We start from the raw sequence: 18442 nt of genomic DNA, 5'->3' as shown, positions 1-18442 counted from the left end.
AGGATGCAACATGGGTAAGGCGACTGGCTTTCTCGAATTTCCGCGCCAGAACGAAGGCTACGAACCGGTAGTCAAGCGGGTGAAGCACTACAAGGAGTTCGTGTTCGCGCTGTCGGACAACGAAGCGAAGCTCCAGGGTGCGCGCTGCATGGACTGCGGAATTCCGTTCTGCAACAACGGCTGCCCCGTCAACAACATCATTCCCGACTTCAATGACCTGGTGTATCGCCAGGACTGGAAGTCGGCGATCGAGGTGCTGCACCAGACCAACAACTTCCCCGAGTTCACGGGCCGCATCTGCCCGGCACCGTGCGAGGCAGCCTGCACGCTCGGCATCAACGAATTGCCGGTGGGCATCAAGTCGATCGAGCACGCGATCATCGACAAGGCCTGGGAAGAAGGCTGGGTCGCACCGCAGGTAGCCAAGCACAAGACCGGCAAGACCGTGGCCGTGGTGGGTTCGGGCCCGGCGGGCATGGCCGCTGCGCAGCAACTGGCGCGCGCCGGTCACGACGTGACCGTGTTCGAGAAGAACGACCGCGTGGGTGGCCTGCTGCGGTATGGCATCCCCGACTTCAAGATGGAAAAAACGCTGATCGACCGCCGCATCGAGCAGATGCAGTCGGAAGGCGTGACGTTCCGCACGGGCGTGATGGTGACCGATGGTGACAAGCTGCCGGCCGGCATCAAGAACTACGCTCGCGAAACGGTGACTGCGCAGGCGCTGATGGACCAGTTCGACGCCGTGGTGCTGGCGGGCGGCTCCGAAGTGCCGCGCGACCTGCCGGTGCCGAACCGTGATCTGGATGGCGTGCATTACGCGCTGGAATTCCTGATTCCGCAGAACAAGGAAGTGGCCGGCGACGGCGCCAACGAGATCCGTGCCGAAGGCAAGCACGTGATCGTGATTGGTGGTGGCGATACGGGTTCCGACTGCGTGGGTACGTCGAACCGCCATGGCGCGGTATCGGTGACCCAGTTCGAACTGCTGCCGCAACCGCCGGAAGAAGAGAACAAGCCGCTGGTGTGGCCGTACTGGCCGATCAAGATGCGTACGTCGTCGTCGCACGACGAAGGCTGCTCGCGCGACTGGTCGGTGGCCACCAAGGAATTTATCGGCGAGAACGGCAAGGTCACGGCGCTGAAGGCGTGCCGCGTGGAATGGAAGGACGGACGCATGCAGGAAGTGCCGGGCAGCGAGTTCGTGCTCAAGGCCGATCTGGTGCTGCTGGCAATGGGCTTCACGAACCCGGTAGGTTCGGTGCTCGAAGCGTTTGGCGTGGATACCGACGCTCGCAAGAACGCCAAGGCATCGACCGAAGGCGAGCGCGCGTATCACACCAACGTGCCGAAGGTCTTCGCCGCCGGCGACGTCCGTCGCGGCCAGTCGCTCGTGGTCTGGGCCATCCGCGAAGGCCGTCAGGCCGCGCGTTCGGTGGATGCGTTCCTGATGGGATATTCGGAACTGCCGCGGTAAGCATCAACCGGTGCCTCCGGTTTTCGCCCCTCTCCCACCGTGTGGGAGAGGGGAGCCAGACGGCGGGTGATGAATTTACAGCCCACACTCCATCAACACCGCCCCCTCCCCATACGTCGCCAGCTTCGCGCCAAGCGAATGCCTCGCCACCGGCGCGTACCCAAGCCTGCGCCAGAATCCATCGGCATCCTGTACGGCGACCAGCCGTGAAGACCGCAGGCCCGCATTCCACGCCACCTCGCGCGCCGCCTCGTAGAGCTGCACCGCCAGACCCGCCCCACGCCCGATCGGCGCTACGGCCATGTCATGCACGAACCACGTCAGCGATTCGCTATCGCGCCAGTCCCGCGCGAGTGCGCCATTCCATGGCGGCAACGATGTCTCGGGCCAGGCGTGCGTGAACAGATAGGCGGCCAATGTCCCATCGGGCAATCCGGAGATCCAGCAAGTGGAGGGCGAGAGGTCCAGTCGGCTCGCCAGCGCCTCGGCAGTTTCCACGAGCGCGGCGCCATAGCATTGCGCCTGGATATCGAGCACGGCGGGCAAGTCGGCGGCGCGCATCTGCCGCAGCGTGAATTCTGACTTCGGATGCATCGGCGGATTATACGAGCGCTCACATTGGGGTCCGCCCTGAGAGCGTTTACGTGTCTGTGCCGCGCCCGCTCTTCTTCTTAGAATTTCCACAGAACATAACAAAAGAAACTGCCTCGAGAATCCCTTTCAGCCGAACTGGTGCCGCTGCGGTGGGCTGCGGCCCGGAGGAAATTGATGACCGAAGTACGCGTTTGTATGCGGCTTTGGCGAGGTCAAGCGAAGTTGCCAATACTCGCTGCCAAGTGGTTGGGGTGTGCAGTTGTCTGCCTGAGCGGCATGACGACGGTCCTCGCTCAGCCTCCTGCTTTCGCCCAGCTTGCGAGCATTCCGCACAGCTCCCGCGCGGAATTGCAGAATCGCCAGATATCTTTCCCGGCGCGGTCGCTGCGCATGATCGTGCCATTCCCGGCCGGCAGTGTGGCCGATGCCGTCGCGCGCCTGCTCGCCGAGCGGCTGGAGGTACGGCTGGCGGTGCCTGTCGAAGTGGATAACCGTCCGGGTGCATCGGGCACCATGGCCGGCGACCTCGTGGCCAAGGCCAGTTCCGATGGGCACACGCTATTGTTCCATCAGGCCAACATGCTGATCCAGCCAGGGCTGGAGCCCGTGCCTTACGACGTGATGCGCGACTTCACGCCCGTGGCCCGGGTGGCTGCCACGCCGCTGTTTCTCGTCATCGACGGACGGCTGCCGATGACGACGTCGCAGCAGTGGGTTACCGCTGTGCGCTCGAATCCGGCGTCGTACAGCTACGGCTATGGTCAGCCCGGGAGTCCATCCCATCTCTATGCCGAGTACGCGGTGCGCAGCGTCTCGAACGGTGTGCCGCTGGTCACCGCCAAGGGCGAGAATGCCGTCGTCCAGGAAATGCTGGCGGGCCGCATCAGCGCCTGTTTCTGTTCGTGGACGGCCGTGCAGAGTCATGTGCGATCAGGCGCACTCAAGATACTTGGCGTGGCTGGGCCGCTGCGGTCGCCGCTGGCGCCGCAAGTGCCCACGCTGCAAGAGTCGGGCCTCGATGGCTATGGCGCCCTGGCGTGGTACGGCGTCATGGCCCCTGCCAAGACGCCACGAGCCATTGTCGCCCGCCTGGCCGGCGAGTTGGACAACGTGACAAACGAGCGGGACGTGCAGACCCAGTTGCTGGCTGCCGGGCTCACGCCGGTGCGGGATTCGCCCGAGGCTTTCGCCACGGCCATCCGGTCGGAATCGGTACAGTGGCAGGTCATCATGAGGCAAGGCGGGACACGCGCTGAACCCTGAATGCGGCCCGGCTGGTACGCCTCCCGAGGGCAGGTGGCGCGTAGTCCGCATCTGCAGATGCCACCTCGTTTCCCACCGGATGCCGATTGTTGTCGTGCTGGCAATGGTGAGATCACCACACGGGACAGTGACCGGTAGGTAGTAGCCCTTATAATGGCGACCTGCCTAAAACCGGTGACATTGTGAGCGCTACCGTGCCGAACCCTGCTGGCCAGCTTGCTACCGGCCCGAACATCGTCGAACTCACGGACGTCGATTTCGCGTATGCCGATGGCGCCACGCCCATACTTTCCGGGCTTTCGATGCGTTTTCCGCGTGGAAAGGTCGTAGCGGTCATGGGCGGATCGGGCTGCGGCAAGACCACCGTGATGCGGCTGATCGGCGGCATGGTGCGCCCCCAACGAGGCCGTGTGACGTTCAATGGCGCCGATATCGACACCATGGATCAGCCCGGTCTCTATGCCGTGCGGCGTCAGATGGGCATGCTCTTTCAGTTCGGGGCCCTGTTCACTGACCTCTCCGTCTTCGATAATGTGGCGTTTCCACTACGCGAGCACACTGATCTGCCCGCGTCGATGATTCGTGATCTGGTGCTGATGAAGCTGAATGCCGTAGGGCTGCGCGGTGCGCGGGACCTGATGCCGGCACAGATCTCGGGCGGTATGGCACGGCGGGTGGCGCTGGCCCGGGCGATTGCCCTGGATCCGGCGCTGCTGATGTACGACGAGCCGTTCGCCGGACTCGACCCGATCTCGCTGGGCCTGACGGCCAACCTGATCCGCAACCTGAATGACGCGCTGGGCGCCACCACGATCATCGTCTCGCACGATGTGCAGGAGACGTTCCAGATCGCGGACTACGTGTATTTCATTGCCAACGGCGGTATCGCGGCCGAAGGCGTGCCAGAGGAGCTGCGCCGGTCGGAAGATCCGTTCGTGCGCCAGTTTGTCCGTGCCGAGGCGGACGGCCCGGTGCCATTCCACTATGCCGGCCCCTCGTTGGCCGAAGATTTTCTCGCCGGAGGCTCGCGTTGACCGGCTTCTTCATCTCCATCGGCGCCGCGCTGCGCCAGTTCGTGGGTGGCCTGGGCCGAGCGACGCGCATGTTCGTGGCATTGCTGGCGCTATCGCCTGCGCTCTTCCGCCGTTTCCGGCTGGTGACCGATCAGGTGTTCTTCGTGGGCAACCTGTCCCTGCTGATCATCGCGGTGTCGGGGCTGTTCGTCGGATTCGTGCTGGGCTTGCAGGGCTACTACACGCTGAACCGGTACGGCTCGGAACAGGCGCTGGGGCTGCTCGTGGCGCTCTCGCTGGTGCGCGAGCTGGGTCCGGTGGTGTCGGCGCTGCTGTTTGCGGGCCGCGCCGGTACGTCGCTGACGGCCGAGATCGGCCTGATGAAAGCGGGCGAGCAACTTACGGCCATGGAAATGATGGCCGTGAATCCGCTGCAACGCGTGATAGCGCCGCGCTTCTGGGGTGGCGTGATTGCCATGCCGGTGCTAGCGGCCATTTTCAGCGCCGTGGGCATCCTGGGCGGCTATGTCGTGGGTGTGCAGTTGATCGGCGTGGATGCCGGCGCGTTCTGGTCGCAGATGCAGGGCGGTGTCGATGTGCGCGCCGACGTGCTCAATGGCGTGATCAAGAGCTTCATCTTTGGTGTCGCGGTGACGTTCATTGCGTTGTACCAGGGGTTTGAGGCCAACCCGACGCCTGAAGGGGTATCGCGCGCCACGACGCGCACCGTGGTGATGGCGTCGCTGGCCGTGCTGGGGCTGGATTTCCTGCTGACCGCGCTGATGTTCAGCTAAAGCTTTCCAAAAGAGACTCGCATGAAGAAAAATTCGCTCGATTACTGGGTGGGGCTGTTTGTGGTGGTGGGCTTTGCTGCACTGCTGTTCCTGGCGCTCAAGGCCGGCAACCTGAGCAGCTTTTCGTTCCAGGACACCTATACGGTAACCGCCAACTTCGACAATATCGGCGGCCTGAAGCCGCGCGCACCGGTCAAGAGCGCGGGTGTGGTGGTGGGCCGTGTGTCGTCGATCACGTTCGACGACAAGGAATACCTGGCCAAGGTGACGATGCACCTGGACAAGCGCTTCGAATTCCCGAGAGATACCTCGGCCAAGATTCTGACCTCGGGCCTGCTGGGCGAGCAGTACATCGGGCTCGAAGCGGGCGGCGACGACAAGATGCTGGCGCAGGGCAGCAAGATCACGATGACCCAGTCCGCCGTGGTGCTCGAGAACCTGATCGGTCAGTTCCTCTATAACAAGGCCGCGGATGCGGGCGGCGGCAGCTCGCCGGCCCCCGCCTCGACGCCGGCCACCCCTTCTTCTTCGACGGATACGTCCGGCTCGGGCGCGGCAGCCTTGCCTGCGGCGCCGGGGCTTGGCGGCAGCAAATGAGTTCCTATCAACGCCTGATCGCGGCCTCCGTTGCCGCCTTTGCCCTGGCGGGTTGCGCCACGGGTCCCCAAGCCAACCCGGCCGATCCGCTGGAACCCTTCAATCGCGGCGTCAGCACGTTCAACGACAACCTCGACCGCTACGCGCTGAAGCCGGTGGCCGAGGGTTACCAGAACGTCGTGCCTTCGCCGGTGCGCACGGCAGTAGGCAATTTCTTCTCCAACATCAGCGATGTCTACTCGGCCGGCAACAACCTGCTGCAGGGCAAGCCGACGCGTGCGATGGAAGACACGATGCGCGTGGCCATCAACAGCGTGCTGGGTATCGGTGGCCTGATCGACATCGCCACGCCGGCTGGCCTGCCCAAGTACAAGGAAGATTTTGGCCAAACACTGGGGGTCTGGGGTGTGCCGACGGGCCCATACCTGGTGCTGCCGCTGTTCGGGCCGAGCAGCGTGCGCGACGCGTCGGGCATGGTGGTGGACCGTTTCATGGATCCCACCTTCTATATCTCGCCGTGGACCGCCAGCCTTGCAGTATCGGGGGTTCGCGTGGTCGACGGCCGGGCACAGTTGCTGGGTGCGTCCAACCTGATCGAGGCCGCGGCGCTGGACAAGTACTCGTTCCTGCGCGATTCGTACCTGCAGCGCCGCCAGTACCTGATCTATGACGGCAATCCGCCGAAGTCCAAGGACGACGAGGATGACGGAGACGACAAGCCGGCACCGAAGGACGATGGCGCGGCACCCACCACGACGAGCGCTGGCTGATCCGGCGCCAGCCCAGTCCAGTCAAGGACGTACGGCGCTGTGAGCGCGGTGTCAGCCCTGAAACAAAGTGTTTGAAAGTGGTGTCTCAAGCATGATTCGGGCAGCGTCGCGACGGCGCCTATGTTTCAATGAGCCCGTCCCGGCGCCGTGTCTGGTGTACCGGGAGGGCGTGACCCTGCCGATATTGCAGTGTCACCACAATGAAAAGAGGAAAATTCACATGCTCAAGCGAGTTCTGCTTCCATTCCTGACTGTCCTGGCATTCTCGGGCGCCGCACAGGCCCAGGCCATCGACACTGCCACGCCGGACGGTCTGGTCAAGACCGTCGTGAACGACGTGATGGCGACCGTGCAGGCCGACAAGGACATGCAGGCTGGCAACATCGGCAAGATCACGCAACTTGTGGAACAGAAGATCCTGCCGCATGCCGATTTCACGCGCACCACGCAGATCGCCATGGGCCGTAACTGGTCGAAAGCGTCGCCCGAGCAGCAGAAAGTGATCGCCGACGAGTTCAAGACGTTGCTGATCCGTACCTACGCAGGCGCCATCGCGCAGATCCGCGACCAGAAGGTGCAGTTCCGTCCGTACCGTGGCACCGCGGAGGACACCGACGCGACGATCCGTACGCAGGTCATCAACAAGGGCGAGCCGATCCAGATGGATTACCGCCTTGAGAAGACCGCTGCAGGCTGGAAAGTCTATGACATCAACGTGCTGGGCGCGTGGCTGACCGAAGCCTATAAGGGCAGCTTCAACACGATTGCTACCCAGCAGGGTATCGACGGCATCATCAAGACGCTGCAGGACCGCAACCGCCAGTTGGCCAACGCCAAGGGCTGACTGTCCATGTGACGCTGGAAACCGTTGCGCCGCAACATGGCGCGCGGATCTGGTCTACAATGGCCGCTCGCTCCCGCCTGTTGCACTTTTTTGTTTGCAGGCGGGAGTTTCGATTCCTCTCCCGAAGCCTCCCTGATCCCATGCCAGCCTTTGGCTCCTCGCTGACCAACCGCAACGCCGCCGACGTGCTGCGTGACGGGCTGTCGCATGTGCGGCAGGGCGACGTGACGGTGGATTGCAGTGCGCTGACCCACGTCGATTCGTCGGCCGTGGCCGTGCTGCTGGCGTGGCAGCGTGCCGCCGAGCAACGTGGCCAGACCCTGGCGCTCCAGAGTGTGCCACCGCAGTTGCAGTCGCTGGCCAGCCTCTACGGCGTCGACACCCTGCTGGGTCTGTCCGCCGGCGCAACTCTTCCGCAGCACCACCACCACCGACATTGAACCGGCATCCGTTGCCGTGCGCGGACTCAAGCGCGCGGTCATGCGATGCCACGGCGTCGGGCCTGGCCCGCCGTCGCGCAGGTCAGAGCGGGAGAACCCCCGCATCCCCTATAATTCCGGGTTGTTCGTCCCCAAGTCGCCCCCAACTGCCCTGAGACCATTCCCTCAGGTGCTTCGCGGCTAACCTCAGGGTCGCTTCCCAACTCCAAGAGAGGCCCGGCCGTGCAAGCGGCCCCGTCCCAACATCTGGCCATGAAAGCCATCGAAATTACCGATGTCCGCAAGCGCTACCGCAACCTGCAGGCGCTCAAGGGCGTCAGTTTCAGCGTCGAGCGTGGCGAGTTTTTCGGCCTGCTCGGTCCCAACGGCGCCGGCAAGACCACGCTGATCTCGATCCTCGCAGGCCTGAATCGCGCCGATTCGGGGTCGGTCAGCGTGCTGGGTCACGATGTGGTGGACGATTACCGCATGGCGCGGCGCATGCTGGGCGTGGTGCCGCAGGAACTGGTGTTCGATCCGTTCTTCACCGTGCGCGAGACGCTGCGGCTGCAGTCGGGCTATTTCGGGTTGTCGCGTAACGACGACTGGATCGACGAGATCATGGCCAACCTGGATCTCACCAACAAGGCCGACAGCAACATGCGCCAGCTCTCGGGCGGCATGAAGCGCCGTGTGCTGGTGGCGCAGGCGTTGGTGCATCGCCCGCCCGTGATCGTGCTCGACGAGCCGACGGCCGGCGTGGACGTGGAACTGCGCCAGACCCTGTGGAAGTTCATCTCGCGCCTGAACCGCGAAGGCCACACGATCATCCTGACCACGCACTATCTGGAAGAAGCCGAGGCGCTGTGCGATCGCATCGCGATGCTCAAGTTCGGCGAGGTGGTGGCGCTGGACCGTACCAGCAGCCTGCTGAACCAGTTCGCCGGGTTGCAACTCGTCCTGACACTTTCGAAGGGTACGCTGCCGGCGGAACTCGAAGCACTGCGCACGCAGGGCAACCCGGGCGAGCGGGCGCATCGCCTGCGCCTGTCGGGCTATGAGGCCGTGGAGCCGATCCTGGGCGCGCTGCGCGCCGCCGGATGCGAAATCGAAGACATGGAAATCAGCAAGGCCGACCTGGAGGATGTATTCGTGCAGATCATGCGCCGTGAGGGCGAGATGCCCGGCAGCCTGCCGAATTCCGCCATGGAGGCCGCGGCATGAAGAACCCCGTCGACGTGGATGTGACCCAGCAGCAACGGCTGGATGCGATGGCCGTGGGCGGGCTGGTGGGCTTCCGCACGCTGCTCTACAAGGAAGTGCTGCGTTTCTGGAAGGTCGCCTTCCAGACCGTGGCCGCGCCGGTGCTGACCGCCGTGCTGTACCTGCTGATCTTTGGCCATGTGCTCGAAGGCCGCGTGCGCGTCTATGACCAGATCAGCTACACCGCATTCCTGGTGCCTGGCCTGGTGATGATGAGCGTGCTGCAGAATGCGTTCGCGAACAGTTCTTCGTCGCTGATCCAGTCCAAGATCACAGGCAATCTCGTATTTATCATGCTGCCGCCGCTGTCGCACTGGGAGATGTTCGGCGCCTATGTGGTGGCGTCGATCATCCGCGGACTCAGCGTTGGCCTGGGCGTGCTGCTGGTGACGGCATGGTTTGCCAACCTGCACTTCGCCCATCCGTTCTGGATCCTGCTGTTCGGTCTGGGCGGTGCGGGCATCCTGGGCACGCTGGGGCTGATCGCCGGCATCTGGGCGGAGAAATTCGATCAACTGGCCGCGTTCCAGAACTTCCTGATCATGCCAGCAACGTTCCTGTCCGGCGTGTTCTATTCGATTCATTCCCTGCCGCCGTTCTGGCAGGCGGTGTCGCACGCCAATCCGTTCTTCTACATGATCGACGGATTCCGCTACGGCTTCTTCGGCGTGTCCGACGTGCCGCCGCTGTACAGCCTGGCCGTGGTGGCCGTGGCATTCGTCGTGCTGGCCGCGCTGGCGCTGCACCTGCTGCGCAAGGGTTACAAGCTGCGGCATTGATCGACGTCGATCCGCCGCCATTCACTGATTACATTTGAGACAGACATGCTGCCTACACCGGAACAAGTCAGGGATTACATTGCCCAAGGGTTGCCCTGCGAACATCTGCAAGTGGAAGGCGATGGCCAGCACTTCTTCGCCACCATCGTGAGCGCGGAGTTCGATGGCAAGCGCCTGATCCAGCGTCACCAGCGGGTCTACGCGGCCCTGGGTGACCGTATGCGCGCGGAGATCCATGCGCTGTCGATGAAGACGCTGACGCCTGCCGAGTGGCAGGCCGGGGCCGACAAGTAAGCGGCGCCACACAACAGATCAACTGCCGCCTGGACGTGTGTCGGGGCGGTGAACCAGACAGAACATGGACAAATTCCAGATCCAGGGCAATGGCCCGCTCAAGGGCGAGATCCGCGTATCGGGTGCCAAGAACGCCGCACTGCCGATCCTCTGCGCGAGCCTGCTGACCGCCGACACGGTGACTATCGACAACGTGCCTGACCTGCAGGACACGCGCACCATGCTCAAGCTGCTGCGCCAGATGGGCATGCAGGCGGAGATGGTAGATGGCGTGGCCACGCTGACCGGCGCGGACATCAACGCGCCGGAAGCTTCGTACGAACTGGTGAAGACCATGCGCGCGTCGATCCTCGTGCTGGGACCGCTGGTGGCGCGCTTCGGCGAGGCACGTGTCTCGCTGCCGGGTGGTTGCGGCATCGGCGCACGCCCCGTGGACCAGCACATCAAGGGCCTGCAGGCGATGGGCGCAGAGATCACCATCGAGCATGGCTTCATCCATGCCCGCGCCAGCCGCCTGAAGGGCGCGCGCGTGGTGACGGATATGATCACAGTGACCGGCACCGAGAACCTGCTGATGGCCGCCACGCTGGCTGATGGCGAGACCGTGCTGGAGAACGCCGCACGCGAGCCCGAGGTGACCGACCTCGCCGAACTGCTGGTGAAGATGGGCGCGAAGATCGAGGGCATCGGCACCGATCGGCTGGTGATCCACGGTGTGGACCGCCTGCACGGCGCGCGTCACAGCGTAGTGGCCGATCGCATCGAGGCCGGCACGTTCCTGTGCGCGGCCGCTGCCACGCTGGGTGACCTGACGCTGCGCGATATCCCGCCGCAGATCTTCGACGCCGTGCTGATCAAGCTGCGCGAAGCCGGCGCCCAGATCGAGACGGGCGACAGCTGGATTCGTCTGGCGATGCCAAAGCGCGCGCAGGCCGTGAGTTTCCGTACGTCCGAGTACCCGGCGTTTCCGACCGATATGCAGGCGCAGTTCATGGCATTGAATGCCGTGGCCGAAGGCACCGCGCGCATCACCGAAACGATCTTCGAGAACCGCTTCATGCACGTTCAGGAACTGAATCGCCTGGGCGCGAGCATTACGGCGGAAGGCAACACGGCGGTCGTGACGGGCGTGCCGCGCCTGTCCGGCGCCACCGTGATGGCCACCGACCTGCGCGCGTCGGCCAGTCTCGTGATCGCCGGCCTGGTGGCCGATGGCGAAACGACGATCGAGCGGATCTATCACCTGGATCGTGGCTACGACCGCATGGAAGACAAGCTGTCGGCCGTGGGCGCGAAGATCCGCCGCATCGCCTGAGCCACGTACACCATCGACTATCGAACATCGACGAAGATCGTATCGAGTCGCCCCCTGAACGCGTTTGAAGAATCTACGATGAGCCCCGCTTTCAATGCCTCGCCCAACCAGCTGACGCTGGCGCTCTCCAAGGGCCGCATCTTCAAGGAAACGCTGCCGCTCCTGGCCGCTGCCGGCATCGAGGTCACCGAGGACCCGGAAACCTCGCGCAAGCTGATCCTGCCCACGACCGATCCCGCCGTGCGCGTGATCATCGTGCGCGCTTCGGACGTGCCCACGTACGTGCAGTACGGCGCCGCGGACTTTGGCGTGGCGGGCAAGGACGTGCTGATGGAACATGGCATGACCGGCCTGTATGCACCGATCGATCTGAACATCGCTCGCTGCCGCATGTCGGTGGCGGTGCCGGCCGGTTTCGACTACGCCAATGCCGTGCGTCAGGGTGCGCGGCTGGCAGTGGCCACCAAGTATGTGCAGACCGCGCGTGAGCACTTCGCCAAGAAGGGCGTCCACGTGGATCTGATCAAGCTCTATGGGTCGATGGAACTGGGTCCGCTGGTAGGACTGTCCGACGCCATCGTCGATCTGGTCAGCACAGGTGGCACGCTGCGCGCGAACAACCTCGTCGAGGTGGAGGAGATCGTGCAGATCTCGTCGCGGCTGGTGGTCAACCAGGCGGCATTGAAGCTCAAGCGGGAACGGCTGACGCCGATTCTGGACGCATTTGAACGGGCCTCGGCGGCAATCGCCTGAGGTGAAGTTGATCGGGGACCCGCAAGGAACGAAGTCATGAACGAATCCGAAATGGACAACCTGTCGATCCGCAGGCTCGATTCGACCGAGCCCGGCTTCGCTGAAGCGTTGCGGCAGGTACTGGCCTTCGAAGCCTCGGAAGACGAGGCCATCGACCGCGCCGCAGCCGACATCCTGGCCGATGTGCGCCGTCGTGGCGATGAGGCCGTGCTGGAATACACGCGCCGTTTCGACCGCGTGGAAGCCGCGTCGATGGGCGCGCTGGAAATCCCGCAGTCGGCGCTCGAAGCCGCGCTTGAAGAACTGGAACCCAAGCGCCGCGCCGCGCTGGAAGCGGCCGCTGCCCGCGTGCGTGCCTATCACGAGAAGCAGAAGATCGAGTGCGGCAGCCATAGCTGGGAGTACACCGAATCGGACGGCACGATGCTGGGTCAGAAGGTGACCCCGCTGGACCGCGTGGGCCTGTACGTGCCTGGCGGCAAGGCCGCGTATCCGTCGTCTGTGCTGATGAACGCGATTCCGGCACGCGTGGCTGGCGTCAAGGAAGTGATCATGGTCGTGCCCACGCCCGGCGGCGTGCGCAACGAGCTGGTGCTCGCAGCCGCGCAGATCGCCGGTGTGGATCGTGTTTTCACGATCGGTGGCGCACAGGCTGTGGGCGCGCTGGCCTACGGTACGGCCACGCTGCCGCAGGTGGACAAGATCGTCGGCCCGGGCAATGCCTATGTGGCGGCGGCCAAGCGCCGCGTGTTCGGCACGGTCGGTATCGACATGATCGCCGGGCCGTCCGAGATCCTGGTGATCTGCGACGGCACGACTGATCCGGACTGGGTGGCGATGGATTTGTTCTCGCAGGCCGAGCACGATGAACTGGCGCAATCGATCCTGTTGTGCCCGGACGCCGACTATCTGCGTCGCGTGGAAGACAGCATCCGTCGCCAGTTGCCGACGATGCCGCGCCGCGAGGTGATCGCCGCGTCGATCTCCGGCCGTGGCGCACTGATCAAGGTGCGCGACATGGAAGAGGCGTGCGACATCGCAAACGCCATTGCACCGGAGCACCTGGAGATTTCGGCGGAGAACCCGCGCCAGTGGAGCGAGAAGATCCGCCATGCTGGCGCGATCTTCCTGGGCCGCTACACGAGCGAGTCGCTGGGCGACTACTGCGCCGGTCCCAACCACGTGCTGCCGACCTCGCGCACGGCGCGCTTCTCGTCGCCGCTGGGCGTGTATGACTTCCAGAAGCGTTCAAGCCTGATCGAGGTCAGCGAGGGCGGGGCGCAGATGCTGGGCCAGATCGCCGCCGAACTCGCCTATGGCGAAGGGCTGCAGGCCCACGCGCGCAGCGCCGAGTATCGCTTCAAACGTTAAGTCAATTTCAGAGCCGCCTCCATAAGGATCGATATGTCAGCCGTAGACCCATCCCTGATCGAACGCATCATCCGTGACGACGTACGCGCCATGGGCGCCTATCATGTCGCCGATTCGCACGGACTGGTGAAGCTCGACGCGATGGAGAATCCCTACCGGCTGCCGCCCGCGCTGCGCGACCAGCTGGCCGCGCGGCTGGCCGAGGTGGCCCTGAACCGCTACCCGGTGCCCAGCAGCGAGGCACTGCGTGCCAAGCTGAAGACAGTGATGAACGTGCCGGCTGGCATGGACGTCATCCTCGGCAATGGTTCGGACGAACTGATCAGCATCCTGTCGCTGGCGGCTGCAAAGCCTGGTGCGAAGGTGCTGGCGCCGTTGCCGGGTTTCGTCATGTATGCGATGTCGGCGCAGTTTGCAGGACTGGAGTTTGTCGGCGTGCCGCTGCGTGCCGATTTCTCGCTGGACCGTAGCGCGATGCTGGCAGCGATGGCCGAGCACAAGCCCGCCATCATCTATCTGGCTTATCCGAACAATCCGACGGGCAACCTGTTCGATGCCGCCGACATGGAAGCCATCGTCCGCGCCGCACAAGGCGAGGTGTGCCAGAGCCTGGTGGTCGTCGACGAGGCCTACCAGCCGTTCGCGCAGGAAAGCTGGATGCCGAGACTGAAGGATTTCGGCAACCTGCTGGTCATGCGCACGGTATCCAAGCTCGGGCTGGCTGGTATCCGCCTGGGCTACATGGCTGGTTCGCCCGATTGGCTGGCGCAACTCGACAAGGTGCGCCCGCCGTACAACGTCAACGTGCTGACCGAGGCCACCGCGCTATTCGCGCTCGAACATGTGGATGTGCTCGATGATCAGGCCGCGCAACTGCGCGCAGAACGCGCGAAGCTGGCCGATGCGATGGCGGCGCTGCCGGGTGTGACGGTGTTCCCGAGCGCAGCCAACTTTCTGCTGGTCCGTGTGCCGAACGCTACACAGGTATTCGACCGGGTGCTCGCACGGAGGGTATTGATCAAGAACGTGAGTAAAATGCACGCATTGCTGGCCAACTGTCTGCGCGTGACGGTCAGCACCCCCGAAGAAAACGCGCAGTTTCTTGAAGCATTCCAGGCTTCATTGCAGGATTAACCCCACCATGCGTGTTGTAGAGGTCACTCGCGATACCTCGGAAACGCAGATTCGCGTTTCGCTGAACCTTGATGGCACGGGCCGCCAGAAGCTGGCGTCCGGTGTGCCGTTCCTCGACCACATGCTGGACCAGATCGCCCGCCATGGCATGTTCGATCTCGAGGTCGAAGCCAAGGGCGATACCCATATCGACGATCACCATACGGTGGAAGACGTGGGCATCACGCTGGGCCAGGCCGTGGCGCGCGCCATTGGCGACAAGAAGGGCATCACCCGCTACGGCCACAGCTACGTGCCGCTGGACGAGTGCCTGTCGCGCGTGGTGATCGACTTCTCGGGCCGTCCGGGCCTGGAGTTTCACGTGCCGTTCACGCGCGCCCGCGTGGGTACGTTCGACGTGGACCTGCTCATCGAATTTTTCCGCGGCTTCGTGAACCATGCCGGCGTGACGCTCCATATCGACAACCTGCGCGGCATCAATGCCCACCATCAGTGCGAGACCGTGTTCAAGGCTTTTGGCCGGGCACTGCGCATGGCGGTGGAGCTTGACCCGCGCGCGGTTGGCCAGATTCCATCGACCAAGGGAACGCTCTGAACGATACTGGGTACTGACCTGCGCCCCTTGCAGGCGAGCCGGCTGGTTGCGGCGACGCTGACACGCCACCACCGCTACTCACCCGCATCCGATGGATACGCTGAAGTCTTTCATCTCGCTGCTAGCGCTGATCAACCCGATCGGTGCCATCCCGTTCTTCATCAGTCTGACCAGTCAGCAGACCGAGGCGGAAAAGCTGAAGACGATCAAGACGGCGTCGATTGCCGTGGCGATCGTGGTGGGGTTGTCGGCGTTGCTGGGCCAGCAGATCATCGCGTTCTTCAATATCTCGGTGGCATCGCTGCAGGTTGGCGGCGGACTCATCATGATCATGATGGCGATGAACATGCTGAACGCGCAGGCCGGTCGGACCAAGGCCACACCCGAGGAAGAGGACGAGGCCGAAGCCAAGACGAGTATCGCGGTGGTGCCGCTGGCGTTGCCGCTGCTGACGGGGCCGGGATCGATCAGTACCGTGATCGTGTATGCCGGCAAGACGGATCACTGGTACGAACTGCTGATCCTGGTGGCGATTGGCGTGGTGTTGGGGTGCGTGGTGTATGGAACGTTCCGGGCCGCTGACCCGATCGCACGGGTGATCGGGCGGACCGGGATCAATATCGGTACGCGCCTGATGGGTCTGATCCTGTCGGCGCTGGCCGTTGAATTCATTGTGGACGGGCTCAAGACATTGTTGCCTGTTTTGAAATCATGACTACCATAGCAATTGTGGATTACGGCATGGGCAACCTGCGCTCGGTGGCGCAGGCGCTTCGCGCCGCAGCGCCGGAAGCGGATGTCCAGGTCGTGGATCGCCCGGAAGCGATTCGCGCGGCGGACCGCGTGGTATTGCCGGGGCAGGGCGCGATGCCGGACTGCATGGGTGCACTCGGCGAATCGGGCCTGCAGGAAGCAGTGATCGAAGCCGCCGCCTCGAAGCCGATGCTCGGTGTGTGTGTTGGCGAACAGATGCTGTTCGACCGTAGCCACGAAGCTCGCATCGGCCAGGACGATACGCCTGCGCTGGGACTGATGCCAGGCGAGGTGATCCGCTTCGAGCTGGATGGCATGACGCAGGCAGACGGCTCGCGCTTCAAGGTGCCGCAGATGGGCTGGAACCGTGTTCGCCAGACGCGGGCCCACCCGCTGTGGAACGGTATTCCGGACGAGAGCTGGTTCTATTTCGTCCACAGCTATTATGTGCGGGCGCAAGACGCGGCCCATGTGGCTGGCGAGACGGATTACGGCGTTGTGTTTACCAGCGCAGTGGCACGCGATAATATTTTCGCCACGCAGTTCCACCCGGAGAAGAGTGCCGCGATGGGTTTGCAGCTGTACCGGAACTTCGTGCACTGGAATCCGTGAAGCCTCGAAAGCGGCCTCACGAGCAGAAGCACGTTAGCAGCACCTTTTTGCCAGACACACCAAGAATTGTCCCAAGCGATATCGATACCGATCGTTCAGAGCCGACGACCCAGACTGCATTCCTTGCAAAACTGACATGACCTGAACGCCAGCGTCCGCGCCGGCATCGCTACCTTTCCCTTTTTACACAACCACCACGCTCGTTACGCTATGTTGCTCATTCCGGCCATCGACCTGAAGGACGGTCAGTGTGTACGCCTCAAACAAGGCGACATGGACCAGGCCACCGTCTTTTCCGAAGATCCCGCCGCCATGGCACGTCATTGGGTCAATCAGGGCGCGCGGCGCCTGCATCTGGTTGATCTGAACGGCGCGTTTGTCGGCAAGCCGCGCAACGAGGCGGCCATCAAGTCGATCATCGCCGAGGTGGGCGACGAGATCCCCGTGCAGCTTGGCGGCGGCATCCGCGACCTGAACACGATCGAGCGCTGGCTCGACGATGGCCTCTCGTACGTGATCATCGGCACGGCTGCCGTCAAGAACCCCGGCTTCCTCAAGGATGCGTGCTCGGCCTTCGGCGGCCACATCATCGTGGGACTCGACGCCCGCGATGGCAAGGTCGCCACCGATGGCTGGAGCAAGCTGACCGGCCACGAAGTGGCGGATCTGGCGCGCAAGTACGAGGACTACGGCGTGGAAGCCATCATCTACACCGACATCGGCCGCGACGGCATGCTGCAGGGCATCAATATCGATGCCACGGTCAAGCTGGCCCAGTCGATGTCGATCCCGGTGATCGCCAGCGGCGGCCTGTCCAACATGGCCGATATCGACCAGCTCTGCGCGGTGGAGCATGAGGGCGTGGAAGGTGTGATCTGCGGTCGCGCAATCTACTCCGGCGACCTCAACTTCTCGGAAGCCCAGGCGCACGCCGACAAGCTGGGCGCGGAGTAACGTCGCCGGCAGGGTGCCCCAATGGCACCCCAACCAGCCGCTGCCCCAGGCGGGCGGCGGCAGGCAAGGAATCTCATGCTAGCCAAACGTATCATCCCCTGCCTCGACGTCACGAACGGGCGGGTGGTCAAGGGAGTCAACTTCGTCGAGTTGCGCGACGCGGGCGACCCTGTGGAAATCGCGCGCCGCTACGACGATCAGGGCGCCGACGAAATTACATTCCTCGATATCACCGCTACCAGCGATGGCCGCGACCTGATCCTTCACATCATCGAAGCGGTTGCCTCGCAGGTGTTCATCCCGCTGACGGTGGGTGGCGGCGTGCGGACCGTGGAAGATGTGCGGCGCCTGCTGAATGCCGGCGCTGACAAGATCAGCGTCAATTCCTCGGCCATTGCCAATCCCCAACTGGTTTCTGACGCTACCGGGAAATATGGCTCGCAGTGCATCGTCGTGGCCATAGACGCCAAGCGCACATCGGCGCCCGGTGAGCCGGCCCGCTGGGAAGTCTTCACACATGGCGGCCGCAAGGCCACGGGCCTTGACGCCGTGGAGTGGGCCAGCGAGATGGCAAGGCGCGGCGCCGGCGAGATCCTGCTGACCAGCATGGACCGCGACGGCACCAAGAGCGGCTTCGACCTGGAGTTGACGCGCGCCGTGAGCGACGCCGTGCCCGTGCCGGTGATCGCCTCGGGTGGCGTGGGTGGATTGCAGGACCTGGCCGACGGTATCAAGCTGGGCCGTGCGGACGCGGTGCTCGCGGCCAGCATTTTCCATTACGGCCAGCATACCGTTGGCGAAGCCAAGGCTTTCATGGCCCGCGAGGGCATTCCGGTCCGGATCTGATC

21 protein-coding genes are annotated in these 18442 nt (G+C 63.8%); 20 read left to right on the top strand and 1 reads right to left on the bottom strand.

Annotation, left to right across the window (positions count from 1 at the left end):
- Positions 1-10 precede the first annotated feature (10 nt).
- Positions 11-1477, top strand: coding sequence for a glutamate synthase subunit beta (locus tag GA566_RS14455; RefSeq protein WP_137925291.1), 1467 nt, complete (start codon positions 11-13; stop codon positions 1475-1477).
- Positions 1478-1552: 75 nt separating this feature from the next.
- On the opposite strand, the gene GA566_RS14450 is transcribed toward GA566_RS14455, so the two are convergent.
- Positions 1553-2071 (bottom strand): GNAT family N-acetyltransferase, encoded by a 519-nt coding sequence (locus GA566_RS14450; protein WP_237380190.1) that lies wholly within the window; start codon positions 2069-2071, stop codon positions 1553-1555.
- 174 nt (positions 2072-2245) lie between these two features.
- Between GA566_RS14450 and GA566_RS14445 the strand changes: the two genes are divergently transcribed.
- The 19 genes from GA566_RS14445 (at position 2246) to hisF (ending at position 18440) form a co-directional block, all read left to right on the top strand.
- Positions 2246-3334, top strand: a complete 1089-nt coding sequence (locus tag GA566_RS14445) for a tripartite tricarboxylate transporter substrate binding protein (protein ID WP_160473061.1) — start codon at positions 2246-2248, stop codon at positions 3332-3334.
- Positions 3335-3528: 194 nt separating this feature from the next.
- The gene (locus GA566_RS14440; RefSeq protein ID WP_346811895.1) at positions 3529-4368 is read left to right on the top strand and encodes an ABC transporter ATP-binding protein; all 840 of its coding nucleotides are present in this window, start codon (positions 3529-3531) and stop codon (positions 4366-4368) included.
- A complete protein-coding gene (gene mlaE / locus GA566_RS14435) occupies positions 4365-5141 on the top strand; it encodes a lipid asymmetry maintenance ABC transporter permease subunit MlaE (protein WP_137925294.1) in 777 nt (258 codons plus the stop codon). Before GA566_RS14440 ends, mlaE begins: the two co-directional genes overlap by 4 nt.
- 21 nt (positions 5142-5162) lie before the next feature.
- Positions 5163-5738 carry an outer membrane lipid asymmetry maintenance protein MlaD gene (gene mlaD / locus GA566_RS14430; RefSeq protein WP_137925295.1) on the top strand — a complete coding sequence of 192 codons (576 nt, stop codon included), beginning with the start codon at positions 5163-5165 and terminating at the stop codon, positions 5736-5738.
- On the top strand, positions 5735-6508 hold the full coding sequence (locus tag GA566_RS14425) for a VacJ family lipoprotein (RefSeq protein ID WP_137925296.1): 774 nt from the start codon (positions 5735-5737) through the stop codon (positions 6506-6508). The genes mlaD and GA566_RS14425 overlap by 4 nt, the downstream gene beginning before the upstream one ends.
- 220 nt (positions 6509-6728) lie before the next feature.
- The gene (locus GA566_RS14420; RefSeq protein ID WP_137925297.1) at positions 6729-7352 is read left to right on the top strand and encodes a phospholipid-binding protein MlaC; all 624 of its coding nucleotides are present in this window, start codon (positions 6729-6731) and stop codon (positions 7350-7352) included.
- 140 nt (positions 7353-7492) lie between these two features.
- Positions 7493-7792, top strand: a complete 300-nt coding sequence (locus tag GA566_RS14415) for a lipid asymmetry maintenance protein MlaB (protein ID WP_160473060.1) — start codon at positions 7493-7495, stop codon at positions 7790-7792.
- A 252-nt stretch (positions 7793-8044) separates the two neighbouring features.
- On the top strand, positions 8045-8995 hold the full coding sequence (locus GA566_RS14410) for an ABC transporter ATP-binding protein (RefSeq protein WP_137925299.1): 951 nt from the start codon (positions 8045-8047) through the stop codon (positions 8993-8995).
- Complete coding sequence (locus tag GA566_RS14405) at positions 8992-9813, top strand: ABC transporter permease (RefSeq protein WP_370459294.1); 822 nt, start codon at positions 8992-8994, stop codon at positions 9811-9813. Before GA566_RS14410 ends, GA566_RS14405 begins: the two co-directional genes overlap by 4 nt.
- 45 nt (positions 9814-9858) lie before the next feature.
- The gene (locus GA566_RS14400) at positions 9859-10107 is read left to right on the top strand and encodes a BolA family protein (protein WP_137925300.1); all 249 of its coding nucleotides are present in this window, start codon (positions 9859-9861) and stop codon (positions 10105-10107) included.
- A gap of 64 nt (positions 10108-10171) precedes the next feature.
- Positions 10172-11422 (top strand): UDP-N-acetylglucosamine 1-carboxyvinyltransferase, encoded by a 1251-nt coding sequence (gene murA / locus GA566_RS14395; RefSeq protein ID WP_160473059.1) that lies wholly within the window; start codon positions 10172-10174, stop codon positions 11420-11422.
- Between the two features lie 78 nt (positions 11423-11500).
- Positions 11501-12175 carry an ATP phosphoribosyltransferase gene (hisG, locus tag GA566_RS14390; RefSeq protein ID WP_137925302.1) on the top strand — a complete coding sequence of 225 codons (675 nt, stop codon included), beginning with the start codon at positions 11501-11503 and terminating at the stop codon, positions 12173-12175.
- 36 nt (positions 12176-12211) lie between these two features.
- Positions 12212-13546, top strand: a complete 1335-nt coding sequence (gene hisD, locus GA566_RS14385; RefSeq protein ID WP_160473058.1) for a histidinol dehydrogenase — start codon at positions 12212-12214, stop codon at positions 13544-13546.
- Between the two features lie 33 nt (positions 13547-13579).
- A complete protein-coding gene (hisC, locus tag GA566_RS14380; protein WP_137925304.1) occupies positions 13580-14680 on the top strand; it encodes a histidinol-phosphate transaminase in 1101 nt (366 codons plus the stop codon).
- A 7-nt stretch (positions 14681-14687) separates the two neighbouring features.
- Positions 14688-15275: an imidazoleglycerol-phosphate dehydratase HisB gene (gene hisB, locus GA566_RS14375; protein ID WP_137925305.1), complete on the top strand. Its 588-nt coding sequence runs from the start codon at positions 14688-14690 to the stop codon at positions 15273-15275.
- Between the two features lie 91 nt (positions 15276-15366).
- A complete protein-coding gene (locus GA566_RS14370) occupies positions 15367-15990 on the top strand; it encodes a YchE family NAAT transporter (RefSeq protein WP_137925306.1) in 624 nt (207 codons plus the stop codon).
- Positions 15987-16640, top strand: a complete 654-nt coding sequence (gene hisH / locus GA566_RS14365) for an imidazole glycerol phosphate synthase subunit HisH (protein ID WP_160473057.1) — start codon at positions 15987-15989, stop codon at positions 16638-16640. The genes GA566_RS14370 and hisH overlap by 4 nt, the downstream gene beginning before the upstream one ends.
- A gap of 210 nt (positions 16641-16850) precedes the next feature.
- On the top strand, positions 16851-17594 hold the full coding sequence (gene hisA / locus GA566_RS14360; protein ID WP_137925308.1) for a 1-(5-phosphoribosyl)-5-[(5-phosphoribosylamino)methylideneamino]imidazole-4-carboxamide isomerase: 744 nt from the start codon (positions 16851-16853) through the stop codon (positions 17592-17594).
- Between the two features lie 75 nt (positions 17595-17669).
- Complete coding sequence (gene hisF, locus GA566_RS14355) at positions 17670-18440, top strand: imidazole glycerol phosphate synthase subunit HisF (protein ID WP_137925309.1); 771 nt, start codon at positions 17670-17672, stop codon at positions 18438-18440.
- Positions 18441-18442: the final 2 nt, after the last annotated feature.

This window comes from Cupriavidus sp. SW-Y-13, from assembly GCF_009793345.1.
In the GTDB taxonomy this organism is placed as follows: domain Bacteria; phylum Pseudomonadota; class Gammaproteobacteria; order Burkholderiales; family Burkholderiaceae; genus Cupriavidus.
This window is presented reverse-complemented; position numbering and strand designations above follow the sequence as displayed.